The sequence below is a fragment of the Rhodococcus sp. NPDC003322 genome (genome assembly GCF_053589555.1).
On sequence record NZ_JBSFSC010000007.1, the window covers coordinates 41,528 to 55,620 of the forward strand.

General features: G+C 65.4%; 14 protein-coding genes. 7 read left to right on the forward strand and 7 right to left on the reverse strand.

Annotated elements, in window-relative coordinates:
- Window positions 1–4: 4 nt before the first annotated feature.
- A complete protein-coding gene (locus ACWDUM_RS25140) occupies window positions 5–880 on the reverse strand; it encodes a hypothetical protein (protein ID WP_450136078.1) in 876 nt (291 codons plus the stop codon).
- A 225-nt stretch (window positions 881–1,105) separates the two neighbouring features.
- Window positions 1,106–1,600, reverse strand: a complete 495-nt coding sequence (locus ACWDUM_RS25145; protein ID WP_450136079.1) for a DUF1877 family protein — start codon at window positions 1,598–1,600, stop codon at window positions 1,106–1,108.
- 743 nt (window positions 1,601–2,343) lie between these two features.
- On the opposite strand from ACWDUM_RS25145, the gene ACWDUM_RS25150 reads away from it, so the two are divergent.
- From ACWDUM_RS25150 to ACWDUM_RS25165, 4 genes are read left to right on the forward strand one after another with little or no spacing between them, the layout of a single operon-like run.
- Complete coding sequence (locus tag ACWDUM_RS25150; RefSeq protein ID WP_450136080.1) at window positions 2,344–4,803, forward strand: sensor histidine kinase; 2,460 nt, start codon at window positions 2,344–2,346, stop codon at window positions 4,801–4,803.
- Window positions 4,804–4,805: 2 nt separating this feature from the next.
- Window positions 4,806–5,219 carry a roadblock/LC7 domain-containing protein gene (locus tag ACWDUM_RS25155; protein ID WP_450114051.1) on the forward strand — a complete coding sequence of 138 codons (414 nt, stop codon included), beginning with the start codon at window positions 4,806–4,808 and terminating at the stop codon, window positions 5,217–5,219.
- Window positions 5,220–5,225: 6 nt separating this feature from the next.
- On the forward strand, window positions 5,226–5,615 hold the full coding sequence (locus ACWDUM_RS25160; RefSeq protein WP_450114001.1) for a DUF742 domain-containing protein: 390 nt from the start codon (window positions 5,226–5,228) through the stop codon (window positions 5,613–5,615).
- Between the two features lie 6 nt (window positions 5,616–5,621).
- A complete protein-coding gene (locus ACWDUM_RS25165) occupies window positions 5,622–6,203 on the forward strand; it encodes a GTP-binding protein (RefSeq protein ID WP_450114000.1) in 582 nt (193 codons plus the stop codon).
- A 450-nt stretch (window positions 6,204–6,653) separates the two neighbouring features.
- Here the strand turns inward: ACWDUM_RS25165 and ACWDUM_RS25170 are convergent, their stop codons facing one another.
- Together ACWDUM_RS25170 and ACWDUM_RS25175 are read right to left on the reverse strand one after the other, a co-directional pair.
- On the reverse strand, window positions 6,654–7,319 hold the full coding sequence (locus ACWDUM_RS25170; protein ID WP_450136081.1) for a methyltransferase domain-containing protein: 666 nt from the start codon (window positions 7,317–7,319) through the stop codon (window positions 6,654–6,656).
- 81 nt (window positions 7,320–7,400) lie between these two features.
- Entirely contained in the window at window positions 7,401–8,432 is a 1,032-nt protein-coding gene (locus ACWDUM_RS25175; RefSeq protein ID WP_450136082.1) for an alpha/beta fold hydrolase, read from the reverse strand.
- 317 nt (window positions 8,433–8,749) lie between these two features.
- Here ACWDUM_RS25175 and ACWDUM_RS25180 point away from each other — a divergent pair, with 317 nt between their 5' ends.
- Window positions 8,750–9,841 (forward strand): hypothetical protein, encoded by a 1,092-nt coding sequence (locus ACWDUM_RS25180; protein ID WP_450136083.1) that lies wholly within the window; start codon window positions 8,750–8,752, stop codon window positions 9,839–9,841.
- A gap of 95 nt (window positions 9,842–9,936) precedes the next feature.
- Here ACWDUM_RS25180 and ACWDUM_RS25185 read toward each other — a convergent pair whose 3' ends face one another.
- Window positions 9,937–10,143, reverse strand: coding sequence for a hypothetical protein (locus ACWDUM_RS25185; protein WP_450136084.1), 207 nt, complete (start codon window positions 10,141–10,143; stop codon window positions 9,937–9,939).
- A 164-nt stretch (window positions 10,144–10,307) separates the two neighbouring features.
- Between ACWDUM_RS25185 and ACWDUM_RS25190 the strand changes: the two genes are divergently transcribed.
- Complete coding sequence (locus ACWDUM_RS25190) at window positions 10,308–10,859, forward strand: dihydrofolate reductase family protein (protein ID WP_450136085.1); 552 nt, start codon at window positions 10,308–10,310, stop codon at window positions 10,857–10,859.
- A 59-nt stretch (window positions 10,860–10,918) separates the two neighbouring features.
- On the opposite strand, the gene ACWDUM_RS25195 is transcribed toward ACWDUM_RS25190, so the two are convergent.
- The gene (locus ACWDUM_RS25195) at window positions 10,919–11,623 is read right to left on the reverse strand and encodes a DUF899 domain-containing protein (protein WP_450136086.1); all 705 of its coding nucleotides are present in this window, start codon (window positions 11,621–11,623) and stop codon (window positions 10,919–10,921) included.
- A 122-nt stretch (window positions 11,624–11,745) separates the two neighbouring features.
- On the opposite strand from ACWDUM_RS25195, the gene ACWDUM_RS25200 reads away from it, so the two are divergent.
- Entirely contained in the window at window positions 11,746–11,973 is a 228-nt protein-coding gene (locus tag ACWDUM_RS25200; RefSeq protein WP_450136087.1) for a hypothetical protein, read from the forward strand.
- Window positions 11,974–12,253: 280 nt separating this feature from the next.
- Here the strand turns inward: ACWDUM_RS25200 and ACWDUM_RS25205 are convergent, their stop codons facing one another.
- On the reverse strand, window positions 12,254–13,633 hold the full coding sequence (locus tag ACWDUM_RS25205; RefSeq protein WP_450136088.1) for an alpha/beta hydrolase: 1,380 nt from the start codon (window positions 13,631–13,633) through the stop codon (window positions 12,254–12,256).
- Between the last annotated feature and the right edge of the window lie 460 nt (window positions 13,634–14,093).

The following is a 14,093-nucleotide window of genomic DNA, read 5'->3' on the forward strand; positions in this document are numbered from 1 at the left end:
CCGCTCAGGCTCGTCGCTCCGGTCGGAGCGCCCGTCGGGCCATCCGGACGACGAACGACTGCGGGGGCTGCCAGACGTCGCGGTCCTCGAATGACCATGCGTAGGTTGGGGCTCCGTCGCGGATACAGTCCAGCAGGCCGGGCGCTGCGAGCTCGTGAGACGACCACTCATAGAGCTGCTGCAGCCGTGGGATGATCACCCCGTAGTCCAGGGCCCGGCCGAATCCGAGCTCGGCATCGAGGTAGGAACGTACCCCCTCGCCGAGTGGGTACTCGTCCGGAAGCACGCGCGACAGCTGTAGGAAGATCCCGGTCATGCCCAGTCTCGGGTCACCGAGGAACGGGGCGAGGGGGCGTAGCCATCCCAGCGAGATTCGGGGGGCTGCGACGAGGGCGTGGCTGTACAGCACTCGGCAGAGCACGACGTTCATGAAGAAGCGCTCGGCCTCGTTCTCGTCGCCCGCCAGGTCGCGGTGCTCGAGGTAGGCAGCGACGACGCTCCCGTTGTGCGCCCGATACCAGGCCCGAGCGGTCGGGTAGTCGGCGAAGGACATCCAGAAGTCGACCGTCTGCGAGGAGGTCGGCCCGGTGAAGTCCCCGCTCAGGGCCACGGCCTCACATCCGTCACGAATGATCCGCTCGTTCACCGCACGCCACCATGGACTACCGGGATGGTCGCTGGACAGTGGTTGCAGCAAACCTCGCCGGAGTTGCCATCGCATGAACGACATCGCGGCCCGGCGGAACGGGAGATGCCGCGGGGCCTGGCCGTACGGGCCGTGGTAGCAGCGCTGCATGAGCGCGATCCGGCCAGCCGGATCGTCGCGCACAGAAGCGATCTGCTGCTCGGCCCACGCCGCGGCAGTAGCCCCAGCACCCACGTCAACATGATCGCACGCGCTGTGAGGGCCCAGACCGGGTCCGTGGTCAGCAGGCTTGTGTTGGCCCTGCCTACCGCGGGCCGTCGAGCTCGACGGACAGCGTGTCGGACCAGTAGCCGAGATCGAGCTCGCATGCTGGTCTGCCCTCGAGTGGGCCGTGGTTGTTCATGCGATCGCCGGTGTTCGCCGTGGCGCGGGCGGTTTCGAAACGGCCTGAGCGGGCAGTCAGAATCGCACGGTGAACACCACGTGCCGGTCGTCGCGGTCCGCGCGCTGGAAGAAGTCCTGCACTTCCTGCAGCCAAGCCCAGGCGTATGCGCGCTCGTCCGCGCCGTATTCGGGGTTGCGAGCGTCGAGCGGCATCGCGTCGTAGCCTGCGCCGAAATCGGATTCGGTGATGCCGGTCAGGTACCCGGCGACCTCGGCGACCCGGTCGGGCGTCAGGTAGGTGATCAGTTGGTCGTCGGTGTCCGTGTTGAGGTCCTCGTCCCCCAGGATCACGCCGTAGGCCGGCCAGTTCTCGGGCACGCGCTGGTACCCGGCGCTGGAGAGGGCACACAGGATCGGGTCCCACGCCTTGTCCGTGTCGCACGAGAACTCGGCGCGTCCCGTCTCCTCGATGTCCTCGACGACCCCGCCGAGCCTGCCGTCGTCGCCCCGAGCGTCGAGAAGCTCCGCTGCCACGCCGTCGGAAAGCGCGAAGTGCACTCCAAGTTCCATGGCGTCAACGCTAACGGCTGCGCCTGCGCATCCGGCCACGCCACCTCGCGTCGGACGCGCCCGCTGGACGCTTCCGCCGACGAGCAGGTGGGGGACGCACTGTGTGGCAGTGGCGAACGGATATCGGTCGATTCCTGGACACGAAACCGGAGACGATGCGGTGATCGGCGAACAGCGGACGAAGCGTCCGCTGTTCTCACGGTAGGGCGATCAGGCGTCCTGGGATGTCGAGGAGTTTGGGGTGACCGTGCGGCCGCACCAGTAGACGTCATGAGTTGCAAAATGATGGCCGCAGCTCCGGTTCGGGTATTTCCCGTGGGATAGCCGGTGGAGGGTGTTCGGGGCCTCAACTGGTGGGGCTCGTGTCCGTCTCGGGCTGGCGTTCATCGTTCGCCATGAGTGGTCATCTACTCGAATCGGCGCCTTCGGGCGTGTTCAGAGGACGGCGACCGTACGGCGGAGGACCAGGGGGCCTCTTCGATTCGTGCATCTTCGTGCGAAACCGGTCCCTGTCTGTCGGAAACCTGTCTCACGCGCCAGCTGTTCGCTGGGGTGGTCCCCATCGGCCAGGTCCGCATCGTCTCGAGTAGCACTCCGCGAACAAAGGGATTCGTTAGCTTTGCTATCCATATTTGCCGCGCCCTGGGCTAGCGTTAAACACCAAGCGGCCCGGCCGAATCAGGAAGGATCGGGTAATCGAGGCCGAAGTACACATATGAGATTCGGCCAGCTATATTCCCCCGATGTTTAAAGTGCGCCTCGGCATCCGAGCCCGGATCCTGGCCATCGCATTGGTTCCCAGCCTGGCGTTGCTCGGAATCGGTGTAGGCACAGCTGGCTACCTGATCCGTGAAGGCCGACAGTCCGAACAGTGGGCGGAAGCGAACCGGGATGCCGTGAGCCGCGCTCGCGACGTGGTTGCCGGTGTGGAACAGGAGCGGATGCTGTCGCTGTGGCACCTCTCCGGTGAACAGAGCGATCCGGCCGCGCTGGGCGTAGCACGGACCACGCTCGACGCCGCGTTCGCGGAGCTGGCCCCCTACGCAGCAAAGCTGCAGAGCGTGTCGCAAGGCGCCATGGGTGCCGACACGGGTGGGTTCGACACCTTGGCCGCCGCCCTGCCTCAGATTCGCGGTCAGATCGACGCAGGACGAATGTCGATCGTCGACACGTACTCCATCTACAACCAAATTCTCGACGCGGTTGCGCTCGGCACCAACCTCATCACCACCAACGCGCCCAGCGCCGAGGTCGGCGTCGCACTCATCAATGGCGTGCGCATCCTGCACGCCATGGAGGGGATGTCGCGCTCCGCCGCGCTCACCGCTGCCGAACTGCAGGGACAGCTCAGCAGCGGTCCGCTGCGCAACGACTATCGAAATCTGGTCGGGTCCTACCGGGTCGCACTTCCACAGCTCGCCGCCGACCTGGGTACCGATCCTGCTGCCGAGAAGATCCAGGCGGCACTGGCATCCCCCGGCTGGCAGCAGGTGGCCGCGATGGAGGATTACCTCATCAATCCCCCGGAGCCGGACAAGGACGGTGACGTCGCCCCACCGCCCATGACCTTCGCCGCGTGGCACACCGCGCAGGAACAGATGTCCGAAGGCGTGATCGACGCGTGGAACGGCCTGAACGACCAGGCGAACCGGATTGCTGCCGACGAGGGCAAACGCACCGCGATGAACTCACTGTTGGTGGGTGCGGCCGTGCTGGCGCTCGCACTCGTGGCGTTCCTGCTGTCGCTGTGGCTGGCCAACCGACTGATCGGGCGGCTCAAGCGCCTGCGCAAGGAAACACTGGACCTGGCAGAGGTCGAACTGCCCGAAACCATGCGAAAGCTGGGTGCGGGTGAGCAGATCGATCCCAGTGCTGCGCGCCTGGACTTCGGTGACGACGAGATCGGCTCGGTGGCGCAGGCCTTCAACCGCGCGCACGAAGCGGCCGTGTCCGCCGCGGTCGCCGAGGCTCGCACCCGCGAGGGGGTGCGCGCGGTGTTCCTCAACATCGCCCACCGAAGCCAGATGGTGGTGCACCGGCAACTCGAGGTACTGGACGAGGCCGAACAGCGCCAAGAGGATCCCGCCATGCTGGAGACCTTCTTCCGACTCGACCACCTGGCGACCCGCGAACGCCGCAATGCCGAGAACCTCATCATTCTCGGCGGCGGCGAGCCCGGCCGCCAGTGGCGGAGTCCGGTGCCACTCGTCGATCTGGTGCGGAGCGCGATCGGTGAGAGCCTCGACTACACGCGGGTGCACACCCGCCGCATGCCTCAGGTGTACATCGTCGGCAACGTGGTCGCCGACCTCATCCACCTGCTCGCCGAACTGGTCGACAATGCGACGGCGTTCTCGCCGCCGCAGTCACGCGTCGAAGTGAGCGGCAACGTGGTCGGCAAGGGAGTCGCGATCGAGATCATCGATCAGGGCATGGGAATGTCCGCGGAAGAGCTCGACCGCGTCAACGAGACGCTGCGCAATCCCCCGGATTTCGGTGTCGACAGCCTCTCGGCGACTTCACGCCTGGGAGTGTTCATCGTCTCGCAGCTGGGGGCACGGCACGGAATCTCGGTTCAGCTGACCGAATCCGTGTACGGCGGCATTCGCGCCATCGTGCTGGTGCCGAACTCGGTGGTCGCCGCCGACGCGGCACCCATGGCCGACCATCAGCCCGATCGATTCGGCGGACGTCGCACCGAGAGGATGATGGCCACCGCGATTCCGGCCCTCGAGTCGACCGAATCTGCATCGGCTGCAACGGGTGTCGCAACACTGGCACCGCCCATTTCGGAGCTTCCCCCAGAACAGCCCGTGCGGTCGGTGGAACCGTCGCAGGAGTGGGCGATCGTCGAGCAGACCGACAACGCGCCGTACGCCGAGTACACGGAGCATGATGTGACGACGCCGTGGCACGAGCTGCCGACAGCAGCTGTCGAACCGGAGTACCGCACCCAGCAACCGTTGCCCGACAACGGTGGTGACGGTCGCCCAGGCCTTCCTCGCCGTCGCCGGCAGGCCAGTTTGGCGCCGGAACTGGCGCACGATCCTGAATTCGAGATGGAAGCGCAGCAGCCGTCACGATCGGCGGAACAGGCGCGAGATCTGTTCTCCGCGATCGCGTACGGTACCGAGCAGGCTCGGCATTCGGCACCCCCGCCCGGGTATACAACCGGGGACGAAATGGAAGGTGAAGGAAGGTGAAGGTGACGACTTCTAACTCAGGTGATCTGAACTGGCTTCTCGACGATCTGGTCAATCGTCTTGCCGGGGTGCGCTACGCGGTCGTGCTTTCCACCGATGGGCTGTTGCTGGGCCGGTCCACGTCCATGAGCCGTGAGGACGCCGAGCACTTCTGCGCCATGTCGGCCACTCTGTACGGGCTGGCACGCAGCGCGGGACGTCGCTTTCAGGGCGGCGGTGTTCGCCAGGCCGTCATCGAACTGGAGAACGCGGTGCTGTTCGTGACGGCGGCCGGTAGCAACGCATGTATCGCATTGCAGGCCGCCGACACCGCGAATCTGGGTATGGTCGCGTACGAAATGAACCTGACCGTGCAGCGAGTCGGTAGCCATCTGTCCGCCGATCCTCGTATCGGCGCGGCCGAGCATGGAGCGTAGGTTGCCGTGACAGGTATGGGGCAAGCGTGGTTCGACGATGCGGCGGGTCCTCTGGTTCGCCCGTACGCCGTCACACGGGGCCGCACGATGGGCGCGGGACACGATCTCGACATGCTCACGCTGGTCGTGACCGTGTCCCCCGCTCCGCGGCTGCAGCACGTCGAAACGGAGTACGAGGAGATCGTTCAGTTGTGCCGTACTGCGCAGTCGGTGGCCGAGGTCTCGGCGCACCTGAATCTGCCTCTGGCGGTTACCAAAATCCTGGTCGGTGATCTCATCGCCGAGGGAATGCTGAACTTCCGGACTCCCGCCGGCAACGACTCCGTCAACGACATTGCCGGGATCGGCGACCTGAACATTCTGCAAGCAGTGCTCGATGGAATCCGAAAGCTGTAGACAACCATGCATGACAATGCGTCCTCAGCCGACCTGGCTGCTTCGGTCAAAATCCTCGTAGCCGGCGGCTTTGGAGTCGGTAAGACCACGATGGTGTCCGCAGTCAGCGAGATCGCACCACTGCGCACCGAGGAAACGATCACCGAATTGTCCACCGGCATCGACGATTTGTCGGGCGTGGAGGGCAAAACCACGACCACGGTGGCGCTGGACTTCGGTCGTATCACCATCGATGAAAGGCTGGTTCTGTACCTGTTCGGCACGCCTGGACAGGACCGGTTCTGGTTCCTTTGGGACGAACTGGTGCGCGGGGCCCTCGGTGCGGTCGTTCTGGCGGACACCCGTCGGTTGGAGAACTCGTTCGCCGCCATCGACTTCTTCGAACGGCGCGGAGTCTCGTTCGCGGTCGCGGTGAACTGCTTCGACAGCGCCCAGGCCTACACAACCGACGAGGTTCGCGAGGCACTCGACCTCGACACCAGTACCCCCGTCGTGCTGTGCGACGCGCGTGATCGCGAGTCGTGCAAATCCGTACTGATAACGCTCGTCGAACACCTCATCGCTCAGGCCACCACCTCGGTGGCCTGAGCAATCCGGTGTTTCGTGGTCGCGGCCCGAGCAGTCTCCGGACTCGCGGGGGCGGTTCACACAGCTCAGCGCCTCCACTGATCCACCGGCTGCGGCCTGCTGGTGGTTCACGGCGCAAGTCGAAGAAGCCGACGGGCCGGTAGATCTGGCGAGCCGCGCGGCAACATGCTGCGCGGCTCGCTTACTCGTATTGAACAGCGCCTGCGGCGATATGTTGTGGCGCATTCGGATTCACCACCAGGTCGCGCCGATAGTCCCAACCTGGCCCGCGACTGGCACATGACGAACTCCCCAAGGATCCGGCAAACGTCCGAATTCTGTCTCCGGATCTCAACGTGTCCGATTCTTCCCGAGAATCGATGTCCGCGGCTGCGAGCGACGTATGACGATCGAGCGAGAGGATGGAATCGCGTAGCGGCTCACGCTCCCGGTCGACTGCGATGCGCTGCTTCACGCCGTCGCAGTGCCTGCGATGTGGGTATTGAACGGGAGGAACGGGGTGTGAACCCGGTAGCGGTCCATGGTGACGCTCTCGAACCCGGCGGTGTGCATGGAATGCTCCAGGTCTCGTTCGCATGAGCAGCCCTCGAAGGTCCAGGCCCACGGACGGCGAAGGATCCGTTGCGCGGCACGGGTCGGTGTGCCGCTCCTGGCCACCACGTGTTCGACGAATCGGAAGGTGCCGCCGGGGCGCAGGATGCGCCGGATCTCGGTGAGCACGGCCACTGGATCCTGCACCGAGCAGAGCACGAGCGAGGAGATGACGCTGTCGACACTGTGGTCGGGGAGGCCCGTCTGCTCGGCCGTGCGCTCGCGCAGGTCGAGCTGAACGCCGTGGCGGCGCGCTGCGGCGTGCAGCCGGCCGTGCATGTACCTGTTCGGTTCGATGGCGACGAGGGCGCCGCCGGGCGGGAGATAGCGGAGGTTGGCGCCGACGCCCGGGCCGATCTCGACGACCTCGCGCGGAAGCCCGCTGAACACGCGTCGTTTGCGCGGGCGGAGGTTCCACTCCAGATACGGACCCATGACCTGGAAGAACGCGGCATTGAAGCGGCCCCGACCGCCGTGCGGCTCGAAGCCGGTCGCTGACGGGGTGGTGGTAGTCGTGTCGGTCATCTCTGCTCCAGCGGTGTCTCGTTGTTTGTCGATCTCACAACGATGCGCGACACCGTGAGGCGTGTCAGGCGTGGAACTACCTCACCCCGCCGATTCCGGCCGGTCGCGCCCTGCGGCGTACCACGCAGCAATCTGGGCTCGCGAGCGGAATCCGAGGCGCAGGCGGATCCGTTCGACATGACCCTCGGCGGACCGTTCATCGATGCCCAGCCGCGCGGCGAGTTCGCGGTTCGTGTACCCCTCGCTGATCAGCGCCGCGACCTCGCGCTGCCGGGCCGTCAACGTTCGGGTGCCCCGCCGTGAGACGCGCAGGCCGAGGAACCGGCGAACCGTCCCCACCAGTGCGTCCGCGTCACCCACGTACGGCAGATGCGAGCGGCCGGGCAGCACGATGAGCTGCGCGCCGGCGATGCCCTCGGCGAGTGCTGCGGCCTGCTCGACGGGAGCGGCCCGGTCGTGGGCTCGGTGCACCACCAACGTCGGGGCGCGCACCTGAGCGAGAAGGGCGCTGACGTCGAGCTCGTAGCTCATCGCCAAGAGCGCCCGGGCCGTGGCGGCGGTGGAGCAGGCCCTCTGGTAGCGACCGACCACCTCGCGCATCGTGGCACCGGCGTCGGGAGCGAAGATCTCGGTGAGCACGTCCGAGCCGAGTCCCCAATGCGACTCGACCAGTCCGAGGACGTGTTCCCGCACGCTGGGCGGGGAAATGTTCGCGCCGGACACCCAGCCGCCGTAGAGCACCAACCGCCGGACGGTGTCCGGGTGCGCTGCCGCCCACGCCACCGCGACCGGCGCGCCCATCGAGGTGCCGATCAGGTCGAAGGGCTCCGGACCGACGGCCGCGGCGACCGCGTCGAGCTGGTCGAGCTCATGCGCCAGCGACGGCGACCGCGTCGACGGTGCCGACAGCCCACAACCAGCTCGGTCGTAACGCACGAGCCGACAGCCCTGCGCCAGACCCTCGTAGAACGCCCGCTCCTCCGGCAGCTCCCAGCTCAGCTTCAGGTGACTGAGCCAGCCGGAGACGTAGACGAGCGGCCGGCCGGCGCCGATCGTGGCGTACGCCAGGGTGCTGCCGTCGGTCGTCGTCAACCGACCAATGCGCTGCTGCACGCCCCCAATTCTGCAAGGTCGCGTCGGTGTCGGCAGGTGCCTGTTCGTCGATTTTTTCGATGGATACCCCGAGATCGACCGTCACGGTATTCTTCGCAGCAAGGTAGCCCCGCGCCCGATGGCGTCGCCCATCGGATCGTCGAGTGCGTGGGGTTTTGACGATGACTGCCGAAACGGCTGATCGCACTCTTGCTGTGTTCGTCCCGGGATGGGTTCTCGATGATCGCGCGCTCGCACCCCCCGCTCGAGGTGACGTCGTCGAAGTCGTGCTGACCTTCGACCCCACCGGTCCAACGCCCTCGCCTTGGGAGCAAACCGTGCTGGCAACCGCACGGCCGGTGTTCGGGCACACCCCCTACAGCCACCCCGAGGGTGGACTGCGGTGGCCGCTCGAGGTGATCGGTGACGGATGGTCCGCCGAGTGGTTGTCCGACCGGCCCCTGGCGGGGCGAGTCGAGCTCACCGGAAGACTATTCGCCGGTATCCGTTGGGTAGGGTCCGACCATCCTGTTCGGGTTCGCGGCAGGGTTCGACGGGTTCAGCTTGTCGAACAGCGCATCGAACACACCGGCAGGGGGTTGCGCGCCGTGGACGGCACCGAGCGACTGACCGAGGTCGAGGCCGCCCCTCACCGCTTCTGGTCGACTTGGGGCATGCCCTCGACCGAGGACCACTTCCAGGGGACCGGAGTGCTGGTCGACCTGGACCTCGACGACGTACCGGCCACCAAAGGGGAGTTCGTCGCCGGCGCGGTCTCCGTCGACGGGCCCGACGTGTGGGTGATGGACCGGTCGAATCCTGTTCTACTGCACGTTGATACGGGTTACGCACCGCCGCGAACAGTCGAGTATCTGTTGCCGCTGACGATCGAGCCGCCGACGGACCAGTGGACCCGCAAGGTCCACGCCGACCGCGACGGGTGCTGGATCACCTCCCGATATGAGGTGTTCCGGTGCGATCGTGCCGGGGACGGGACGCTGACCATTGAACGGGTCTGTGCCGAGGGCGGTAGCAGCGTCGTCGTCGATGGACGACTGTTCCTCGTCGGCCCAACGTATCCGATGCTGAGCAATGATCGCAGGTACGGTGTGGTGCGTGTCGATCCCGATGCTCACCCGGTGCGGATGCTCGATGACGAGCGGCAGTTCATCCCGGTCGATGATCCGGCCACCGTTGCCCGTGTGATGGCCCAGTCGCGACGTGCCGACAAAGCGTGCAGCGCCGACGGCACGGAATGGGTCGCCGTCGTCGGCCTCACCGCGAAGTCTCCGGATGATGCGCGCCGGAGGGTCGATCTCGAGCCGCGGAGTCGTGGCACGGTGCACTGGATTCAGCCGGATCCGTATGCCGATCCAGCGAACGCGGACATCGTGGCGCGGATCTCGGTGCCGATGCCCCGAACGCGTTGATCCGAACACTCGCACTGCAATAGTGCGGTCGCTCGACTGCCGGCGATCGCACAGAAAACGCGCGCAGGACACGATGTCATGGTTGACGAGACGGGTCAGGGGACGTGCATCAGCTTCCCGGCGAGGCCGAACAGGCGACCGGCGAGCCTGATGACGGGGAGCCCCAGCGGAATCAGGATCAACGTCACGCACAGCAATCCGCCGACGAGCCACAGCAGGGCCGCGACGATCCCCAGCACGGTGCCGAGCACGGCCGTGAGAAGTCCCAGGACCACGTCGAGCAGGCCCCGTAAGGCGCCCATGATGACCTCCTGGCTCCATTATGCGCGCCCGACCGGCAGTGGCCTGTCCGATTTCTCACCGATCCACGTGTCGCCGGATCTCGACCGCGAACAGGACCGTCCTCGTACTCTCGGTGAGAAACCCGAACCGATGAGTTCGGGGCGCACCGGAGGTCTAACCGATCATGAGGAAACTGATCTACGGGTACGGCGTGACCCTCGACGGCTACATCAACGACCGCGACGGCAACATCGACTGGACCGAACCCGACGACGAACTGCACCAGTTCCACAACGACAGATACCGCCAGCTCGAGATCGCGCTGCACGGCCGCCGACTGTACGAGCTGATGGCCGAGTACTGGCCGCACGTGCCCGACAACGCGTCGAGCATCGAACGCGAGTTCGCTGAGCTCTGGACGCAGAAGCCCAAGGTCGTCTTCTCCCGCACACTGACCGAGGTCCACTGGAACAGCCGACTGGTCAGTGACAACGCAGTCGAGGAGGTTCGCAAGCTCAAGGCCGCGGGTGATGGCGTCATGGAGGTCGGTGGCGCGAACCTCGCAGCGTCGCTGATCCCACACGGCCTCATCGACGAGTACCAGCTGTTCCTCTCGCCCATGGTGCTCGGCGGCGGCACACCGATGTTCCCGACATCGGACAAGCGTCTGCCGCTCCGATTGGTCGAAACGAGGCACTTCGCCACCGTGGTGATGCTGCGCTACCTCGCCGAGTGAGGGTCGTTCGGGTGCGAGGTGTCAAGGTGCGGCCGTGCGCTTGCTGATCGGGGGTGCCCCTACTGGGCGTCAGTGGCCGGGCCGTAGAGCCTTGCGACATCTGGGGAGTCGAGCCACTTGGAATAGGTAGGCGATTTGGGCCAGCCCTCCGGGGAGTCCTGCCATTCCTCCTGGCGGCCCCACGGAAGGATGTCGATCAGGGCGAAGGTGTAGCTGAGCTGTTCGGTTCCGCGGCCGGCGGTGTGCCAGGTGCGGTAGACCTTGTCGCCGTCGCGAAGGAACACATTGACGGCGAAGCCGCCGCCGGGCGGCGCGTCGACGTCGGCGCCGAACGAACTCTCCGCGGACGAGTACCAGTCCATCTTGTTGCCGACCTTGGCCTTGTAGGCCAGTGCTTCTTCGATGGGCCCGTTGGTGACGATGACCATGCGGGCGTCGTAGTTGTCGAGGATGCCCAGCCGGGTCCACTGCGACGTGAGGCCGGTGCAGCCGCCACACTGCCACTCCGCGCCGTCGGACCACATGTGGTGGTAGACGATGAGCTGCGAGTGATCCTGGAACACATCGGCGAGTCGAATCGGGCCGTTCGGGCCGATCAGCGTGTAGTCGGGCAGCTCGACCATCGGCAGCCTGCGGCGCTGCGCTGCGATTGCGTCGAGTTCGCGGGTGGCGGCCTTCTCCCGTCTCCGCAAGTCGTCGAGCGCTGCCCGCCAGGTCTGCTGGCCGACGATCGGAGGTAGGGCATTGGCGGTCTGTCGGGTCATGGCCTCTCCCTGAGTCGAAGGGATTTCTACTACCAGTGTCGACCCGATTCGGGCCCGGAAGTCATCGCTTTCGCCTGCTGGACTTACCAGCACAGTGCGGGTGATCGGTTCACACTCGCCCAATGGCGTACGACGAGGAATTGGCCGACCGCATCCGGAATCTGATCGAATCGGGGCCGACCATTGCCGAACGAAAGATGTTCGGCGGGTTGTCCTTCATGGTGAGCGGCAACCTGGCCCTCGCGGCCAGTGGTGACGGGGTCTGCTTGTGCGCGTCGGACCCGAACTGCGCGACCGGCTCGTCGACGATCTCTCGGTCCTGCCGGCGAAGATGGGCGAGCATGAAATGACCGGCTGGGTGAGGGTCACGGCCGCAGGGGTCGAGGACGATGCAGATCCGCGCGAGTGGCTCACCCGCGGAGTCGAATTCGCTCGCTCGCTTCCGCCGAAGAGTTGACGGGTCCCACGTTCGCCGACCGCCTGCTGGTCGACGAATCGGCCGGGCGTCCGCCGGCAACCGCGCCGATGCGCTCGGCGCCGGCCGTGGGTGGGTGTCATTTCAGTCGTCCTGTGGGGGGATGGGACGACTTCACCTCCGACCGTCGCCCGATTCCGAGCTGAACGATCAGGTCATACAACAACGTGATTCGTGATGATGCTCTCGCGGTTACCATTTGCATCGATCGAGAAGCGGCCCGTGGATTCACCTGCGTAGGTCTCGGTGGACATCCACTCGATGATGGCGTCAGCGGTCGCTTTGTGCGGTCCTTCCCAGGTTGGCGCCGTTTCGTATTGCATCATGTGGCTGGCGCATCGGATCTCGAGGAGAACCTTCTTTTCGGTGGTCAGCGCGTCGTAGAGGTGGTGTGCGTTCTCGACAGGGGCTATTCCGTCTATCGAGCCGTGGAGAACAAGCGTCGGCAACCTGAGGTCCGCTGCGACCTCCTTGTTCCACCCGGAGACCGTGAATGTAGGTGTACGGATGAGACCTGTGGGGCCGTACGGATCCGAGCCGCCCCATTTGGCGCCGATCGGGTCGAGTGCTTGTTCCTGTTTGGCCAGTGCCTCGGGTGCGTCCGGAGGAACCCGTCCGGTGCATTGGCCGTCCGCCCCCACCCTGCCCTTGTCCCAAAGGCTGCGGGTTTGGGTGAGCGTCAATGGGAACGTCGTCGATCTCTCGTTTTCGTCCAGTTCATGCTCTTCTGTCGGATAGAACACAGAGGTCGGGGGTTGGCCAGGCGCGCCGGGGAGCGCGTCGAACAGTGACGACATGAAGATGACTTCGCTGATCTTCCCATGCGCGCTCGCGCCTAGCTTGTAGAGAGCCCGGCCGACACGTGGCCCCCCGAATGAGTAGCCGAGCAGGGCGACCTTCTGATGCGTTTTGTCTCTCGCATCATCGATGACCTGCAGAATATCGCGTGCCCATACATCGGTATTGGCGAAGTATTTGGAACTGATGTGCGGCCGGGGGCCGTCACTGAGGGGATTGACCCCGAGTCCATCGGCGGGCGGTGAGATGTTGTCGCCCAGGTACCTCGTTTGCTGTCTGAGGGGGAATACCCTTTCGCTGCGAGTTTTGTCGTAGCCCGGCTCGCGGCTGGCGTTCGCGGGGTTGTCGAGGCCGTCGGCGAAGCGCGTCGACAACCCGTACCCAAGGAGGTCGGGAGCAAACGTATCGATGCCGGCGCGGGCGAGAGCTTCCTGAAGGCTGAGCGAGGCACCTGTAGAGGAAGTGTGCTGAAAATCGAACGAAGTCGACCCTGCCAGGGTCTTGCCGTGCACGAGCACGATCGCCATCCGCGCCTTGCAGAAGCTGGAATCGTAGGTGGGACTGACGCGGTGCACTCGCAGGGAAGCGTCGTAACCTTTGAACGCGGCGTCGTCCGGCATGAGTCCTTTCGGCACCTTGAACTGAAGCGTGTAGTCCGATGTGGTGATGCCGGTCTGAGTGCAGGGCGGAATCGGATCGTTCGGCGCCCCAGACATTTCCGGCGGCCTTGGACTCATCTGCGACCACAACCTTCCGCAGGGGGATGTCCTACCGGAATTGTCCTCGCATCCACCATCATTCGTCAACCCGCCTCGGTGACCGACGGGCCCCGGTGATCCGTGAAGGCTTGAGTGTCGTCGTGGGCTTTGTGAGTGGCCCTGAGTTGCGCAACCCTACGCTCTGTGATTTGGTGCCGTATTCCGTTCCGTCACAGGAATAGAGGCTAACTAACTAGTCCTTTCACTCCCTCGAAACGGAAGGTCCCTGATCGGCGCATTGCGCAATCGAGGCACCCTCCTGGACTACGTGGGTCAACCCGATGGGCTGGGTCCAGGAGACCCGGCCAGCGACGCGGAACCACTGGTGGCCACTGCTACTGGCCGTCTCCTTCGCCGGCGCTATTGCCGGAATTGCGTTCGCATTGCAGACCTCTCGCGACTTCGGGCAGCCCTGATCGCGCCGCGCCTCCCGGGGTGG

What these genes read in the sequence shown, in the direction of transcription:
- ACWDUM_RS25145 (WP_450136079.1), bottom strand. Translation starts at nt 1,600, where the DNA reads ATGGAACTTGGAGTGCACTTCGCGCTTTCCGACGGCGTGGCAGCGGAG.
- ACWDUM_RS25150 (WP_450136080.1), top strand. Translation starts at nt 2,344, where the DNA reads ATGTTTAAAGTGCGCCTCGGCATCCGAGCCCGGATCCTGGCCATCGCA.
- ACWDUM_RS25165 (WP_450114000.1), top strand. Translation starts at nt 5,622, where the DNA reads ATGCATGACAATGCGTCCTCAGCCGACCTGGCTGCTTCGGTCAAAATC.
- ACWDUM_RS25170 (WP_450136081.1), bottom strand. Translation starts at nt 7,319, where the DNA reads ATGACCGACACGACTACCACCACCCCGTCAGCGACCGGCTTCGAGCCG.
- ACWDUM_RS25185 (WP_450136084.1), bottom strand. Translation starts at nt 10,143, where the DNA reads ATGGGCGCCTTACGGGGCCTGCTCGACGTGGTCCTGGGACTTCTCACG.
- ACWDUM_RS25190 (WP_450136085.1), top strand. Translation starts at nt 10,308, where the DNA reads ATGAGGAAACTGATCTACGGGTACGGCGTGACCCTCGACGGCTACATC.
- ACWDUM_RS25195 (WP_450136086.1), bottom strand. Translation starts at nt 11,623, where the DNA reads ATGACCCGACAGACCGCCAATGCCCTACCTCCGATCGTCGGCCAGCAG.
- ACWDUM_RS25200 (WP_450136087.1), top strand. Translation starts at nt 11,746, where the DNA reads ATGGCGTACGACGAGGAATTGGCCGACCGCATCCGGAATCTGATCGAA.
- ACWDUM_RS25205 (WP_450136088.1), bottom strand. Translation starts at nt 13,633, where the DNA reads ATGAGTCCAAGGCCGCCGGAAATGTCTGGGGCGCCGAACGATCCGATT.